At 40.3% G+C, this 16,098-nt stretch carries 11 protein-coding genes; 7 read left to right on the top strand and 4 right to left on the bottom strand.

Annotated elements, in window-relative coordinates; translation table 11 throughout:
- The first annotated feature begins 9 nt into the window (after nucleotides 1–9).
- A complete protein-coding gene (gene carB / locus PR809_RS17380; RefSeq protein ID WP_166266659.1) occupies nucleotides 10–3,231 on the top strand; it encodes a carbamoyl-phosphate synthase large subunit in 3,222 nt (1,073 codons plus the stop codon).
- A gap of 166 nt (nucleotides 3,232–3,397) precedes the next feature.
- On the opposite strand, the gene PR809_RS17375 is transcribed toward carB, so the two are convergent.
- The gene (locus tag PR809_RS17375) at nucleotides 3,398–4,075 is read right to left on the bottom strand and encodes a DedA family protein (protein ID WP_102138991.1); all 678 of its coding nucleotides are present in this window, start codon (nucleotides 4,073–4,075) and stop codon (nucleotides 3,398–3,400) included.
- A gap of 158 nt (nucleotides 4,076–4,233) precedes the next feature.
- Entirely contained in the window at nucleotides 4,234–5,418 is a 1,185-nt protein-coding gene (gene metC / locus PR809_RS17370; protein ID WP_166266661.1) for a cystathionine beta-lyase, read from the bottom strand.
- 412 nt (nucleotides 5,419–5,830) lie between these two features.
- Between metC and exbB the strand changes: the two genes are divergently transcribed.
- The 4 genes from exbB to yedF all read left to right on the top strand — a co-directional run bounded on the left by exbB (nucleotide 5,831) and on the right by yedF (nucleotide 10,176).
- Complete coding sequence (exbB, locus tag PR809_RS17365; RefSeq protein WP_102138993.1) at nucleotides 5,831–6,772, top strand: tonB-system energizer ExbB; 942 nt, start codon at nucleotides 5,831–5,833, stop codon at nucleotides 6,770–6,772.
- Between the two features lie 5 nt (nucleotides 6,773–6,777).
- Nucleotides 6,778–7,203 (top strand): TonB system transport protein ExbD, encoded by a 426-nt coding sequence (gene exbD, locus PR809_RS17360; RefSeq protein ID WP_102138994.1) that lies wholly within the window; start codon nucleotides 6,778–6,780, stop codon nucleotides 7,201–7,203.
- A gap of 1,522 nt (nucleotides 7,204–8,725) precedes the next feature.
- Nucleotides 8,726–9,940 carry a selenium metabolism membrane protein YedE/FdhT gene (yedE, locus tag PR809_RS17355; RefSeq protein ID WP_102138995.1) on the top strand — a complete coding sequence of 405 codons (1,215 nt, stop codon included), beginning with the start codon at nucleotides 8,726–8,728 and terminating at the stop codon, nucleotides 9,938–9,940.
- Complete coding sequence (gene yedF, locus PR809_RS17350) at nucleotides 9,937–10,176, top strand: sulfurtransferase-like selenium metabolism protein YedF (RefSeq protein ID WP_004914660.1); 240 nt, start codon at nucleotides 9,937–9,939, stop codon at nucleotides 10,174–10,176. Before yedE ends, yedF begins: the two co-directional genes overlap by 4 nt.
- A 139-nt stretch (nucleotides 10,177–10,315) precedes the next feature.
- Here yedF and PR809_RS17345 read toward each other — a convergent pair whose 3' ends face one another.
- Both PR809_RS17345 and rdgC read right to left on the bottom strand, forming a co-directional pair.
- Nucleotides 10,316–10,831 (bottom strand): GNAT family N-acetyltransferase, encoded by a 516-nt coding sequence (locus PR809_RS17345; protein WP_102138998.1) that lies wholly within the window; start codon nucleotides 10,829–10,831, stop codon nucleotides 10,316–10,318.
- 237 nt (nucleotides 10,832–11,068) lie between these two features.
- Nucleotides 11,069–11,974: a recombination-associated protein RdgC gene (gene rdgC, locus PR809_RS17340; protein WP_206277094.1), complete on the bottom strand. Its 906-nt coding sequence runs from the start codon at nucleotides 11,972–11,974 to the stop codon at nucleotides 11,069–11,071.
- A gap of 203 nt (nucleotides 11,975–12,177) precedes the next feature.
- Between rdgC and mak the strand changes: the two genes are divergently transcribed.
- Both mak and PR809_RS17330 read left to right on the top strand, forming a co-directional pair.
- Nucleotides 12,178–13,083 carry a fructokinase gene (mak, locus tag PR809_RS17335; RefSeq protein WP_166266667.1) on the top strand — a complete coding sequence of 302 codons (906 nt, stop codon included), beginning with the start codon at nucleotides 12,178–12,180 and terminating at the stop codon, nucleotides 13,081–13,083.
- A gap of 797 nt (nucleotides 13,084–13,880) precedes the next feature.
- On the top strand, nucleotides 13,881–15,830 hold the full coding sequence (locus PR809_RS17330) for a bifunctional 2',3'-cyclic-nucleotide 2'-phosphodiesterase/3'-nucleotidase (RefSeq protein ID WP_102139001.1): 1,950 nt from the start codon (nucleotides 13,881–13,883) through the stop codon (nucleotides 15,828–15,830).
- Nucleotides 15,831–16,098: the final 268 nt, after the last annotated feature.

Here is a 16,098-nt window from a genome sequence, read left to right as displayed (position 1 = left end):
GCAAGAGAAATGGCAAAACGTACTGATATAAAAAGCATTCTGATTTTAGGTGCCGGCCCAATTGTGATTGGCCAGGCATGTGAATTTGACTACTCAGGTGCTCAAGCGTGTAAAGCATTGCGTGAAGAAGGCTATCGCGTAATCTTAGTTAACTCGAACCCTGCGACTATTATGACTGACCCAGAAATGGCAGATGCAACTTACATCGAGCCGATTCACTGGGAAGTTGTGCGTAAAATCATTGAAAAAGAGCGCCCTGATGCCGTTCTACCGACTATGGGCGGCCAAACGGCATTAAACTGTGCGCTTGAATTAGAACGTAAAGGTGTTTTGGCTGAGTTTGGCGTGACCATGATTGGGGCGACCGCTGATGCAATTGATAAAGCAGAAGATCGCCAACGTTTTGATAAAGCAATGAAAAAAATCGGCTTGGGCACAGCACGCTCAGGTATCGCACATAATATGGAAGAAGCTTATGCCGTTGCAGATGCGGTCGGTTTTCCCTGTATTATTCGCCCATCATTTACGATGGGGGGGACCGGTGGCGGTATCGCCTATAACCGCGAAGAGTTTGAAGAAATCTGTACTCGCGGTTTAGATTTATCCCCGACTAACGAATTATTGATTGATGAGTCGCTGATTGGTTGGAAAGAATATGAAATGGAAGTTGTCCGCGATAAAAAAGACAACTGTATTATCGTCTGTTCCATTGAAAACTTCGATGCGATGGGGATCCACACGGGTGACTCTATCACCGTCGCGCCAGCTCAAACATTGACCGATAAAGAATACCAAATCATGCGTGACGCATCGATGGCCGTATTGCGTGAAATCGGCGTTGAAACAGGTGGCTCTAACGTTCAATTCGCGGTTAACCCTAAAGATGGGCGCTTAATTGTTATTGAAATGAACCCGCGGGTTTCACGTTCATCGGCACTTGCCTCTAAAGCGACAGGCTTCCCAATCGCTAAAATTGCAGCGAAATTAGCTGTCGGTTATACCCTTGATGAGTTAATGAATGACATCACTGGTGGCCGTACCCCTGCATCATTCGAACCTTCCATTGACTACGTTGTGACAAAAATTCCGCGCTTTAACTTTGAAAAATTTGCGGGCACGAATGACCGGCTCACAACGCAAATGAAATCGGTTGGCGAAGTGATGGCTATTGGCCGCACATTCCAAGAATCAATGCAAAAAGCGTTACGTGGGTTAGAAGTGGGGGCAACAGGCTTCGACCCGAAAGTGGCTCAAGAAGACCCTGAAGCACTGACTCGTATCCGTCGTGAACTAAAAGATGCAGGTGGAGAGCGTATTTGGTTCGTTGCGGATGCATTCCGTGCGGGTCTTTCTGTTGATGGTGTTTTCAATTTAACCAATATTGACCGCTGGTTCTTAGTACAAATCGAAGAACTGGTACGTTTAGAAGAAGAAGTGGCTGAATTAGGTATCAATGGCCTGACTAAAGACTTCTTACGTGTACTCAAACGGAAAGGTTTTGCAGATGCCCGTTTAGCTAGTCTAGTAGGGGTTTCTGAAGCAGAACTGCGTAAATTACGTCAAGGTTATGATTTACATCCTGTATATAAACGTGTTGATACCTGTGCGGCAGAATTTGCAACAGATACGGCTTATATGTATTCCACTTATGAAGATGAGTGCGAGTCAAACCCAAATAATGCTAAACCGAAGGTGATGGTATTAGGTGGTGGGCCAAACCGGATTGGGCAAGGGATTGAATTTGACTATTGCTGCGTGCATGCATCTTTAGCGTTACGCGAAGACGGCTATGAAACCATCATGGTCAACTGTAATCCTGAAACCGTTTCAACTGACTATGACACCTCAGACCGTCTCTATTTCGAACCTGTCACCCTTGAAGATGTGCTGGAAATTGTGCGTATCGAGCAGCCAAAAGGTGTGATTGTGCAATATGGTGGCCAAACACCATTAAAATTAGCTAGAGCGTTGGAAGCAGCAGGTGTTCCTGTTATTGGTACGAGCCCAGATGCCATTGACCGCGCAGAAGATCGTGAACGTTTCCAGCAAGCCGTTAATCGCTTGAACTTGAAGCAACCAGAGAACGCAACTGTCACAGCGATTGAGCAAGCTGTTGAAAAAGCGGCAGGGATCGGTTACCCACTGGTGGTTCGCCCATCCTATGTGTTAGGTGGTCGTGCGATGGAAATTGTATATGACGAAATCGATTTACGTCGCTATTTCCAAACCGCGGTAAGTGTCTCTAACGATGCGCCAGTACTACTTGACCGCTTTTTAGACGATGCCATTGAAGTTGACGTAGATGCGATTTGTGACGGTGAGATGGTGCTGATTGGCGGTATCATGGAGCACATTGAGCAAGCTGGCGTACACTCTGGTGACTCTGCATGTTCACTCCCTGCATATACACTTAGCCAAGAAATCCAAGATGTGATGCGCGAACAAGTTCGCAACCTTGCCTTCGAGTTACGTGTGCGTGGCTTGATGAACGTGCAGTTTGCCGTCAAAAATAACGAAGTTTATTTAATCGAAGTCAATCCACGTGCCGCAAGGACAGTACCTTTCGTGTCTAAAGCAACAGGTGTGCCATTAGCGAAGGTTGCCGCGCGTGTGATGGTGGGGCAAACCTTGACACAGCAAGGGGTGACGGAAGAAGTTATTCCACCATATTACTCTGTGAAAGAGGTGGTACTGCCATTCAATAAATTCCCTGGTGTTGACCCAATTCTTGGGCCTGAAATGCGTTCAACAGGCGAAGTCATGGGTGTCGGCCGGACATTTGCAGAAGCATTCGCTAAAGCGATGTTAGGTAGCAGCTCGACCATGAAAAAATCTGGTCGCGCGCTGTTGTCTGTTCGTGAAGGTGATAAAACAAAAGTTGTCGATTTAGCCGCTAAGTTGTTAAAACATGGCTTTGAGCTAGATGCCACTCACGGTACTGCGATTGTGCTAGGAGAGGCTGGTATTAACCCGCGCCTCGTCAATAAGGTTCATGAAGGTCGTCCACACATTCAAGATAGAATTAAGAATGGTGAATATGACTACATTGTGAATACTACTGCTGGCCGCCAAGCCATTGAGGACTCAAAATTAATTCGCCGCAGTGCATTGCGTTATAAAGTTCATTATGACACGACGTTAAATGGCGGGTTTGCCACTACGATGTCGCTCAGTGCAGACCCAACAGATACGGTGATTTCTGTACAAGAAATGCATGCATTAATTAAGTAATTATTTAACGTCATCTATATAAGCCTCAGTATCCAATTTACTGGGGCTTTTTTATGGCCATTCTTTAAAGCCATCTCCTGACGAGAGGCTAATTATCTGGTGATATAATGGATAAGATGGAATTTTAGCCAAATGGCCGCTAATTAGCGGCCATTACTCGGTTATATTATGATTTCTCTTTGCTACTCGAGAGCGCCTTGCGGTGTTTCCAATACATTACAATTGAACCAATTAGGCCACTAATCAGTAGGATAACTGGGATAATCATCAGCGCACTAATCACGATTTGCTCGTGTTCTTTCACAAAAGGAATTTGGTTTAGGGCATAGCCTAAGGTGACAATCAAACCAACCCATAGCAAACCACTTAGCCAGTTAAAAAACTGGAAACGGCGATGACTCAACTCAGATAACCCAGCGAGTAAAGGCAATATTGTTCTTACAAATGCGAGGAAGCGTCCTATAAGTAGGGCGTATAAGCCTTGCTTGTTAAACATATTGTTTGCTTTGGTGTGATATTCCTCTGGAATTTGGGCAAGCCAGCGCTTCACAACCTGAGTTTCACTTAGCCATCGGCCTTGTAGAAAACCTATCCAACACCCTAAGCTTGCAGCGACTGTTAGTAACAATATAGTCGGAATAAAGTGTAAGACTCCCTTAGCAATCAATGCACCTGAAAGGATCAGCAAGGTATCACCAGGTAGGAAAGCAGCGGGCAAAACGCCATTTTCTAAGACAATGACGACAAAAAGTACGGTATAAATAACCCAAAGTACTTCAGGGTTGGAGAGTTTAAGGAAATCGTGGTGCCAAAGCGCCAGTACGATTTCGCGTAGGACTTCCATAATTATTCCTGTATCTGCATAAAAGCGAATTTCTTTATCATCTATATTACAGGAAAAAAAGAGCTCAAGTTTGATTTGTTTGAAGAATTAATCATTTAGTGGAAAAATTGCAGGAAACATTTAACGCTGCTCCTGCAATTAATATATTGATTTTTAATTTAAATTCTTTCAAAAGCTAATTGTAAGTCGTGAATTAAATCATCGGTGTGCTCTAAGCCTATATGCACTCGGAAGAAGGTACCTTCTTTTGGTGAAAAATCATATTGCCGCATATTGAGTAAATCTTCTTTTTGGTACCCTAAAATCAGCGACTCAAAACCTCCCCATGAATAACCCATTTTAAAATGGCTAAAATTATCAAGGAAAGCGGTAAATTGTTCCGTGGTTAAGCGTGATTTTAGCTGGAAAGAGAAAAGGCCATTAGACCCGGTAAAATCACGAATAAAGAATTCATGACCTGGAGAATTTTCAAGTGCCGGGTGAAAAACCTGTTCAACTTCAGGGCGCTGCTGTAGCCAATTCGCAACTTGTAAGCTATTAATTTGATGCTGTTTTAATCGAGTCGGCAATGTGTGCAGCCCTCGATTAGCCATATAAACAGTGTCTGGGTCAGCTGTTTGGCCTAAGAGATATGAATTTTCACGTAATGTTTCAATACAGCGTTGGTTTGCCACCGCAAGGCCAAGCATTCCGTCGGAATGGCCATTGATATATTTAGTTGCTGATTGGATTGACACATCCACATCAAATAATAAAGGTTTAAGTAAAACACCTGCTGCCCAAGTGTTATCAATCATAATCACAATTTCAGGTGATTTAGCGCGTATAGCTTTCACCATTGCAGGTAAATCATGGACTTCCATGGTGATAGACCCGGGAGACTCTAAAAATACAATACGCGTATTGGGCTGAATTAAATCAGCAATATTCATTCCGATGAGTGGGTCAAAATACGTGGTTTGGATATTCAGCTTAGTAAGGATATTGTCGCAAAAATTTTGGGTTGGATCATAAGCTGACCCTGTCACAAGGATATGTTCGCCAGCAGAAATAAAGGACAAAATGGCATTGGTAATTGCGGCAGCACCTGATGGGTAAAGGACACACCCTGCACCCGCTTCTAATTCAGTCATTGCTTCTTGAAAAGCGAAATGTGTTTGTGTCCCGCGACGCCCATAAAATAGTACGTTATTTGCGCGATGGCGAGTTGCATGACGTTTTTCTTCAAGCGAATCAAAAATAATCGAAGAGGCTCGCTGAATAACAGGGTTTACCCCTTTTTGTGTGTATTTCGGGTTCCGCCCAATATGGACTAATTGTGTTTCAGGTTTTATGTCTGCCATGATTTTTCCCTACACAGAATATGAACTGGTTAAACTTAGAGGTGATTTATACTAAGACGTTAAATGATCCTGATAGAAATGTAACTTGAGTATTCTTCAACTTTCAAACTGTAGGTAAATTTTATTTGTAAGATTGGGAATGAACATTTAATTGAACCGCGAATTATTAAGGAAAATAACCGCATAGTAGAGAAGGTCATGTTTGTCTAAACGCAAAAAAATATAAAAAAATCGCGAATACTAATGATAATTACTATCAATTCGCGCTGTGTTTGATATCATCAGCACCGTCTTTTTGAAAAGAGACGGACAGCGCGAGTCAAATTTCGCTTTTAAAGGTTAGTCGATGAATGGCACAATCATCGATATGAATTTTTTTATACAACACTAAAAAGAGAGTAAAGGCCAACTGATGCGTAAACTAACAGCTTCTATTCTATTGGCGTTCGGCTTGATGGGTACGGCAGTCGCTGAAACCACACCTGCAACAACACCAGCTGCGTCTCAAAATACACCATCAACACAACCAGCAGCAAATCCGGCTGCACCAACAACAACACCAAGTGCTGAAGTTTCATCAGTACCCGCTGAACCTGCACAAGGCGAAGCCGTGAACACAACTGTTGTTAATGAAAATATTGAAATTGCAACAGAAGCACCAACGGGTGGCTTTGACCAAGACTTATCTGTTTGGGGAATGTACCAAGGCGCAGATAACATTGTTAAAACAGTCATGATAGGGCTTGTGATTGCTTCTGTTATTACTTGGGCAATATTTTTCTCAAAAGGTTTAGAGATTTTAGTGGCTCGCCGCCGCTTAAAAGCAGAAGCGAAAGCAATTGCTGAGGTGAAGTCACTTGATGAAGCTGTCAGTATCGCAGAAGGTTTCAAAGCAAATAGCATTACTCGTATGTTATTAAACGAAGCCGTTACTGAGCGAGCGTTATCAGCAAATAGCTCTGATTTATCAGGCACAAAAGAGCGCACATCATTCCGTCTAGAAAGGGCAGTTGCTGCTATTAGTCGTTATATGGGGCGTGGAAATGGTTATTTAGCTACTATTGGTGCGATTTCTCCATTCGTCGGTTTATTTGGAACTGTCTGGGGGATCATGAACAGCTTTATCGGGATTGCTCACTCACAAACGACTAACCTTGCGGTTGTTGCGCCAGGTATTGCAGAAGCGTTATTGGCGACAGCAATTGGTCTTATTGCCGCTATCCCTGCGGTTGTGATTTATAATATTTTTGCTCGTATGATTAATAACTATCGTGGTCAAGTAGGGGATGTCGCTGCTCAGTCTGCGTTGTTGCTGGGGCGTGATCTTGATCTGGCAAATAGCAAAGCAAGGTAATTATTATGGCAATGCGTTTAGGTGACGAACAAGACGATAGCGGTGAAATGCATGAAATTAACGTAACACCTTTTATTGATGTTATGTTGGTTTTATTGATTATCTTTATGGTTGCAGCACCATTGGCAACAGTTGATATTAAAGTCGACTTACCCGCCTCGACAGCGAAGCCGCAACCACGTCCAGAAAAACCTGTATTTTTAACGGTGAAATCGGACAGCCAGCTTTTTATTGGTGACCAAGCTGTGACAAAAGAACAGCTTGCTTCTACACTTGACCAAGCAACAAGTTCTAATAAGGAAACAACAATCTTTTTCCAAGCGGACAAGAGTGTTGATTATGAAACGATGATGGATGTAATGAATGCATTGCGTCAATCAGGGTACTTGAAGATTGGTTTAGTCGGAATGGAAGCAACGTCCTCAAAATAAGCTAATTAAATCCTATAAGCGCGTTTTATCATTAAGGGTAAAACGCGTTTTTTATTATCTAATGGTACCCAAAGTTATATCTGTCGTTTTTTAAACTCTCTTTCGGCACTCTTTTTGGATATTCCATCGCATTTATTTACCTAATTAAATTTTTTTTAAAGAATTTTATTCTTATTTGACGCTCTTTATTCGTTATTTGATAAGATGAGTTGGCTATTGTATTCATTTTTTCACACTATTTTGGATACTTTTGTTTGTATTTCCTATAAATAATGATGAATCATATTAATTTTTATAATCAATAGCTGTGTGTTATTCATTTTTCACCATGGTTTCTTCTATGGATATTACCTTTTTATTTATGTATATATTAGTTAGATTAATTTATTTCGCTGGTTTTTTCGTTCTAAAATGCGAGTTAAATAGCATATAAATACTGATTATTTTATCAATAACGATGCAATAAGATGGGAAACTTAATGAAAAATAAACCATGTTTCTAATAAGGATTTATAAAAAATATCATTTTTAATCGATTTAGTGTATTCCATTATTTATTTTGTGGTTATTTTGTGTGGGAATATTAATCAAAAAGTGATTGTTTATCATAGAGCTGGTTATTTTGGCTTTGATTTTTTAGAATAATAAAATTAAATTAAGTAAATACCACTAATAATTATAATTAAATAATATGTAAACATTATTAATGTTAAAGTGGTTTTATTATATTCAGAAAATATATTTGTAAAATTACTTAGTATATTCAATTAATATTAAATTTATTTTCAAGATTAAAATGAATTATTTTTTAGGAACAATGTAAATTGTTTGTAATAACTTAATGATAGGTTAAATATTTTGCTGTCTTTTTGTGGTTTAACCTTATATTATTGATTTTAATGGACTTTGTATTTAACTCTGCATTGTTAAGTGAAAATAAAAAAACACTTGCGCAACAAAGGTGTTTCGCTATAATGCAATCAATAACATTTAGAAACACTTTTAAATACTTTATTATATTGAGTTATCTATTTTTATAATTTACTTAGCTAGGGAATCAATAAGGCCAATACTAATTTGGAAATAATACAAAGTTAGTGAATATTTAGGTCTTTGAATTAAAAATAGATATAATTACTTAACAGGTAACTCAGTGAGTGTATTTATACCGTGATATAAGTGTTATTACTGGAGTCAAATGGGCTGACTACAGACTACGCATAGCAAGCGTCGCCGTAATACGGCAATTTCATATTATACTTTTTTATAGATAAAATAAGACTACACTTCCAGCGTTATCATTGAGATAACGCTTTTTTTTTTATTCTAATCTACCTATTTGGATCTTGAGTAGCACAAGGTCAATCTGTCTCTCGTTTTATGATGAAATAACTTCACGAAAAAATTTATCGGAGTATGATGTGCCTCTTCGCTGTGGGGATCGATATAAATACTTATAACGATAATTATACAACGGCGAGCTTCTCTGCCAAGGTCTGGCGTGAATGAATTGGAAGTAACAATGACTTGGTCTGATTTTAAATCTCGCTATCTCATCGGTTTTTGGAAACCATTACCTGCAGTTATTGCCGCAGGTATCTTATCAACCTATTACTTTGGTTTGACTGGCACGTTTTGGGCAGTTACGGGTGAGTTTACGCGTTGGGGCGGGCACATCATGCAATTATTTGGCGCTGAACCAGAGACATGGGGCTATTTCAAAGTTATTGGTTTCGAAGGTACACCACTAGATCGCATTGATGGTGTGATGATTATTGGCATGTTTGCTGGCTGTTTTGCCGCGGCATTATGGGCCAATAATATTAAATTACGAATGCCTCAGCATAGGATCCGGATTTTTCAAGCTATTTTGGGCGGTATTATCGCTGGATTTGGTGCTCGTTTAGCAATGGGGTGTAATTTAGCCGCATTCTTTACTGGGATCCCTCAATTCTCATTACACGCGTGGTATTTTGCTGTTGCTACTGCGGCAGGGTCATATTTTGGTGCGAAATTCACACTAATGCCAATGTTCCGCATTCCAGTGAAATTGAAAAAAGTTAGCACCGCATCACCATTAACACAAAATCATGATGCGGCAAAAAGACGCTTTAAACTGGGAATGGTGATTTTCACATTAGCGCTGGCTTGGGGCTTTTATACTTTATTAGATTCCCCTGTGATGGGCTTCGCCATTTTATGTGGTATTGGCTTCGGGCTATTAATTGAAAGAGCACAAATTTGTTTTACCTCTGCATTTCGTGACTTGTGGATCACCGGACGCACACATATGGCGAAAGCTATCATTATAGGTATGGCAGTCAGTGCGATTGGTATTTTTAGCTATGTCCAGCTAGGTGCAACGCCAAAAATTTTATGGGCTGGGCCGAATGCGGTCATTGGTGGATTACTGTTTGGCTTTGGTATTGTGCTCGCTGGTGGTTGTGAAACGGGCTGGATGTACCGCGCGGTAGAGGGCCAAGTCCATTATTGGTGGGTCGGTTTTGGTAATATTATTGGCGCTACGGTACTGGCTTATTATTGGGATGATTTAGGCCCTTGGCTAGCGACTGATTTCGACAAAGTCAATCTACTGGAAACCTTTGGGCCAGAAGGTGGGTTACTGGTCACTTATGGATTACTAGCGGTAGCATTCGTGTTGATGTTGGTCTGGGAAAAACACTTTTTCCGTAAACGTTCTCAAAAAGCATCTAATGTATCCGTGGAGGTAGTATGAGTAAGAAAGACATTATCCCTGATTATCGTTTAGATATGGTTGGAGAACCGTGCCCATATCCCGCAGTCGCGACACTAGAAGCGATGCCATCGTTGAAAAAAGGCGAAATTTTAGAGGTGGTAAGTGATTGCCCGCAATCGATTAATAATATTCCTCTAGATGCCAAAAACTACGGTTATACGGTGTTGGATATTCAGCAAGATGGGCCGACTATTCGCTATCTTATCCAAAAATAACGGATACGCGTCATATTTTGCACTGTCGCGGTGTTGGCTTCATGCATTAGCCCTAGTCACATACTTGTGTTTGCTCCTAGGGTCTAACGCATTCGCCGCCTTGCGACAGCACAAGCTATTTAGCGTATTGGTAATACACTTACTCTTCTTGTTCTTGCCAATTAGTGATATCTAGAACTAGCTCACATTCATCATCCATATAAGCGCCTGTTGGGACAAAACCCAGCTTCTTGTAGAATTCAAATGGGCTCTCTTCCCCTTCACCACAGCTATTATAAAGGCGTGGATAACCTTTTCTTTTTAAATACTGAATGACTTGTACCAAGGCTTCTCGGCCAAATCCTAGCTTTTGGTAGGGCTCTGCAATCATGAAACGCCAAAGCATAATGCCATCATATTCTAATTCATCATCATCTAGCCCTGAATGGAGCATGATGAAACCGACAGGGACATCATCAGCGTAAATGCCTCGGTACCATGCACAATCAGAAAACTGGGCTTCCACCATGGAATAGGCATTGTCAGCCACCATATTACGCTGTGCTTCACTAAGTGTATGACTTAGTAAGCAAATTTCAGAAAAATTATCTGCGGTGACTTTTTGTAGGGTAACCAGTGAATTTTCATCTAATTCGGGTTCGATGAGCTCTTTCATAACATTTCCTTCGACAGAATATTGACCATAATCATCAGTGATGGGCTATTTTTATTATTGTTGTTAAACATAATTAAATATTAGAAATTTGCGATATGGATATAAATCAATCAACCAGAGATTTCACGACCAGTCAATGACTTAATTGTGGCTATGTAAGCGGGGTCTAAAAAGTGATGGCAACTTACTTAAGTGTCAGTTGCCATTGTGAGAGCAATAGGGGATATGAAGAAAAATTTAGTGTTCGGCTTCGCCACCTAATACATCAATCAAGCGAGCGATTAATGCACTAAGTTCACCTGTCATTAAGACGTAATCTGCATCAAATTTTTGAGCATAGTCTTCTTTAGCGATGTCATCATTTTGGTCTTTTAATGTATCACTAAATTTGAGGCGTTTTAGAGAACCATCGTCAGATAACATAAACTGGATACGTTCTTCCCAATCTAAGGCCAGTTTGGTTACGAGTTTACCTGCTTCAATGTGGGTGGCGATTTCATCAGAAATTAGCTCTTGCTTCTTACAGCGGATAATACCACCTTCTTCTAAGATGGCTTTTAGCTCCGCTTCATCCATAACTGCAAAACCTTGTGGTAATGAACCAGAACGGATCCACTCCGTGAGTGTTAGCTCAATGGGGTCTTTAAATGTAAGAGGGACGACGGGTAAAGAACCTAAACTTTTGCGTAGTAAGGCTAAATTGTCTTCTGCGCGTTTTGCGCTTGCAGCATCAACAATAATTAATTGATTTACAGTATCAATCCAAATGTAGGTTTTGCTAAATTTACTGAATGCGCGAGGAAGGAGAGCATGAACGACTTCATCTTTTAATGAATCTTTTTCAGTTTTCTTCAGCTTACGGCCTTGCTCAGCTTCTAATTTTTCAATTTTATCCTGTAATTCTTGTTTTATTACAGGAGATGGCAGCATTTTTTCTTCTTTTTTGGCACAAATAAGAATTTGGTTACCCGCTGCATGCGTCAGGGCATCTCCCCCATTCATCGGTGAAAACCAACCCGTTTGCATCATATCTTGGCTACCACAAGGGTGATAGGCGAGGGCGGCAAGCTGTTTCTCTAAATCATCTGCGGAGAGTGCCAAATCCCGATTTAGGCGATAGACTAATATATTCTTGAACCACATGAAAAACCTACCTTTGTTGATAAATAGCCAGTTAGAGCAGGGGGCTATGATAGCGAATTGTCTGTTATTAAGCGAAAAAAAATACGTTGTTGTTGAGCGTTGCTATCATTTGATGAGTTAGCTATTGATAATTCGCCTCAAAACAAGCCATCATAACGATAGAAACCCTGATATAAAAACCCTGAATAGTAGAGAACATCATAATGAGAATCGGTATTGATCTTGGTGGAACCAAAATTGAAGTTATTGCATTGGATGACAGTGGCAATACTTTGTTTCGTAAACGTATTCCAACACCTCGTGGTGACTATGATGCGACACTCAAAGCGATAGCGAGTTTAGTGGCGGATGCAGAAACCGCGACGGGGTTGTCAGGTAGTGTTGGTATTGGGATCCCTGGAACCTTGTCTCCAGTGACAGGAAAAGTTAAAAACGCCAATTCCACATGGCTTAATGGCAAACCGTTCGATGCTGATTTGAGCTATTTATTAAATCGTGAAATAAAAATGGCGAATGACGCTAATTGCCTAGCTGTCTCAGAAGCGGTTGATGGCGCAGGAGCAGGCGAGAAAGTCGTGTTTGCTGTTATTATCGGAACCGGTTGTGGCGCAGGGATTGCGATAAATGGTCAGGTGCATTCAGGGGGAAATGGCGTTGCAGGGGAATGGGGGCATAACCCTTTACCATGGCAAGATGAGCAAGATAGGCAATTTCTAGCATCAGAAAGCTGTTATTGTGGGCTGACGGGGTGTACTGAATTATTTGTCTCAGGCACAGGTTTTATGGCTGACTACACGAAACTGTCAGGGTGCAAAAAAACGGGAATGGAAATCGTTGAATTAGCGCAAATAGGGGATGAACATGCCGTCATCGCACTCGAAAACTACCTTAATCGCCTCGCAAAAGCCCTCGGGCAAGCCATTAATATGTTAGACCCAGATGTGATAGTGCTAGGGGGCGGAATGAGTAATGTTGATTACTTATATGAGGCGCTGCCTGAAAGGATCCGTCAATGGGTGTTTGGTGGGGAGTGTGATACACCAATTCGTAAAGCGGTGCATGGCGATTCGAGCGGGGTTCGCGGAGCTGCTTGGTTGTTTTCGTCCTAATTTACGCTGTCGCGGTGTTGGCTTCATTCGGTTACTCGGGTCACATACTTGTGTATGCTCCCCGAGATACCCTCTTTTGCTGCCTAGCGACAGCGTAAATTAGTTAGAAAATAGAGCCAATGGGATGGTAGCGGTGTTGGCTTCATTCGGTTACTCGGGTCACATATTTGTGTATGCTCCCCGAGATACCCTCTTTTGCCGCCTTGCCACAACTCGAATTATTTAGAAAAAATACTTAGTTTCTAATCAAATAAAGGTTCTTTAGGAAAAATATTTGGTTTCTAATCAAGTGAGAAATCTTTAGAAAACTAATGATTAAATAATCATCTTTTATTTCTTAAATTAAATTTAGATTAATTGAAAATAATTTGATAGATGGATTTATAAAATAAAAATGGATAAGAAAAATTCCTGTGTTTTATTGGTGAAATAAAATATGGGGATTTAAGTTAAATAAAATTCTGTAATGCTAAGTGATATAAATCACAGTTCTTTTTTTCCTTCGAAAAATATTCATCAATCCTGAATGGAATAATGGGAGTTAATTAAGGTGAATTTGTCATCATTAATTCATTTTTGTGAGCTATATAAAAATCAAGCCCAATAAAAAGATGAAAACCGTGATTTAGTCACAAAAAATGGTTACTGTTTGCAGTGTATTATCATTAAAAATTGACATCATGCACATAGTGTAAAATTTTAATGCTATTTTTGTTGTTTATTTGTTCAATTTTACAAGATGGGTACTCAGATTTGAGAGGCAATTTTCTCTCAATAATGGCAACTAAGGGGATTACATGAATAAAGTATTAAAACTTTCAACACTTGCTATGTTAGTCGCATTTAATGCGAACGCAGCAACGGTTGATTTACGCGTAATGGAAACATCAGATGTTCACAGCAACCTCGTTGACTTTGATTATTATAGAGACAAGCCGACAGAGCAATTTGGTTATGTACGTACTGCAACATTAATTAAAGCCGCTAAACAAGAAGCAACAAACTCAGTATTAGTGGACAACGGAGATTTAATCCAAGGTAGCCCATTAGCAGACTACATAGTAGGTGAAGGTTTAAAAGACGGTGAATCTCACCCAGCACATAAACTTTTAAATACTATGGGTTACACTGTAGGTAACTTCGGTAACCATGAGTTTAACTTTGGATTAGAATTCTTACATAAAGCCATTGATGGCGCAAAATTCCCATACATTAACGCTAATATTATTGATGCGAAAACGGGTGAAAACTACTTTAACCCATACATTATTGTCGATACACCGGTTAAAGATAGAGACGGCAAAACGCACACTATCAAGATTGGTTATATTGGTTTTGTTCCCCCACAAATCCTTATTTGGGATAAACCAAACTTAGAAGGCAAAGTTTTAGTTAACGATATCACTGAAACTGCGAAAAAATTTGTACCGCAAATGAAAAAAGAGGGTGCAGATTTAGTTGTTGCTATCCCTCACTCTGGTTTCTCTCAAGAGCCATATAAAGCAATGGCTGAAAACTCAGTTTATTACCTCAGCGAAGTTCCGGGTATCGACGCTATCATGTTTGGTCACTCACACGGCGTGTTCCCTAGCAAAGATTTCAGTGATATCAAAGGTGTTGATGTTGCAAAAGGGACAGTGAATGGCGTACCAGCTGTCATGCCAGGGCAGTGGGGTGACCATTTAGGTGTGGTTGATTTAGTCGTCAATAATGATGATGGTGCATGGAAAGTAGTTGATGCAACCGCTCACGCACGCCCTGTCTACGATAAGCCAAATAAGAAAGCCTTGGTTGAGCGTGATGGCGAACTGGCGAAAATTATTGAACAAGAACACCAGGATACCCGCAAGTTTGTTGGAAAACATATCGGTAAAGCGTCCGAAAACATGTACAGCTTCTTAGCATTGGTTCAAAGTGACCCAACTGTACAAATCGTGAATGATGCTCAAGTCGATTACACCAAAAACTTTATTCAAGGTGACCCAGATCTGGCTGATTTACCTGTTCTTGCAGCCGCTGCACCATTTAAAGCTGGTGGACGTAAAAACTCACCAACTGAATTTATTGAAGTTGAAAAAGGTGATTTAACTTTCCGTAATGCCGCTGACTTATATTTATATCCAAATACGTTAGTTGTAGTGAAAGCGACAGGCGCCGATGTTGTTGAATGGTTAGAATGTTCTGCGGGAATGTTCAATCAAATCAATCCACAATCAACAGCACCACAAAGCTTATTGAATTGGAATGGTTTCAGAACTTATAACTTCGATACAATTAGTGGTGTAAATTACCAAATCGACCTGACTCAACCCGCGAAATACGATGTTGATTGCCAAACAGTCAACAAAGATGCTAACCGAATCAAAAATGTAACCTACCAAGGTAAGCCGATTGATCCAAAAGCAACCTTCTTAGTGGCAACGAATAACTACCGTGGCTACGGCGGTAAATTTGCGGGAACAGGTGATAATAATGTCGCATTTGCATCTCCAGATGAAAACCGTTCTATTTTAGCGGCTTATATTGCTAAAGAGTCTAAAGATAAAGGACAAATTGCGACTAAAGCCGCGAATAATTGGTCATTCACTCCAATTAAAACAGACAAAAAACTGGATGTTCGCTTTGAAACTGCGCCAAGTGAAAAAGCAGCAAAATTCATCAAAGAGAATGCACAGTATCCGATGAAACAAGTCGGTACCGATGAAATTGGTTTCGCTATTTATCAAATAGATTTAACCGAGAAGTAATCTAAACATATTGATATCATTCAAGCCTACCTACGGGTGGGCTTTTTAGTGGCTAAATAATTAGTTTGATAAGTAATTTTAGAGGTGAGAATGCAAAGTAAGAGGGGTGTTAAGGAAATAGCGCTCGGAATATTAAGACAATTTTTACATTAAATATTCCGAGCGGTTATGATTAAGGTAAACATTATGGATCTACTCATAAAAGACATTTAACATAGGTAACTTAGTGTGTTTATCATACTCAACTTTTACATACTCAGACTCTACT

This window comes from Providencia sp. PROV201, from assembly GCF_028479545.1.
Classification (GTDB): domain Bacteria; phylum Pseudomonadota; class Gammaproteobacteria; order Enterobacterales; family Enterobacteriaceae; genus Providencia; species Providencia huaxiensis.
Note: the sequence above shows the minus strand (reverse complement) of the source record. Positions and strands in the feature narration are given on the sequence as shown.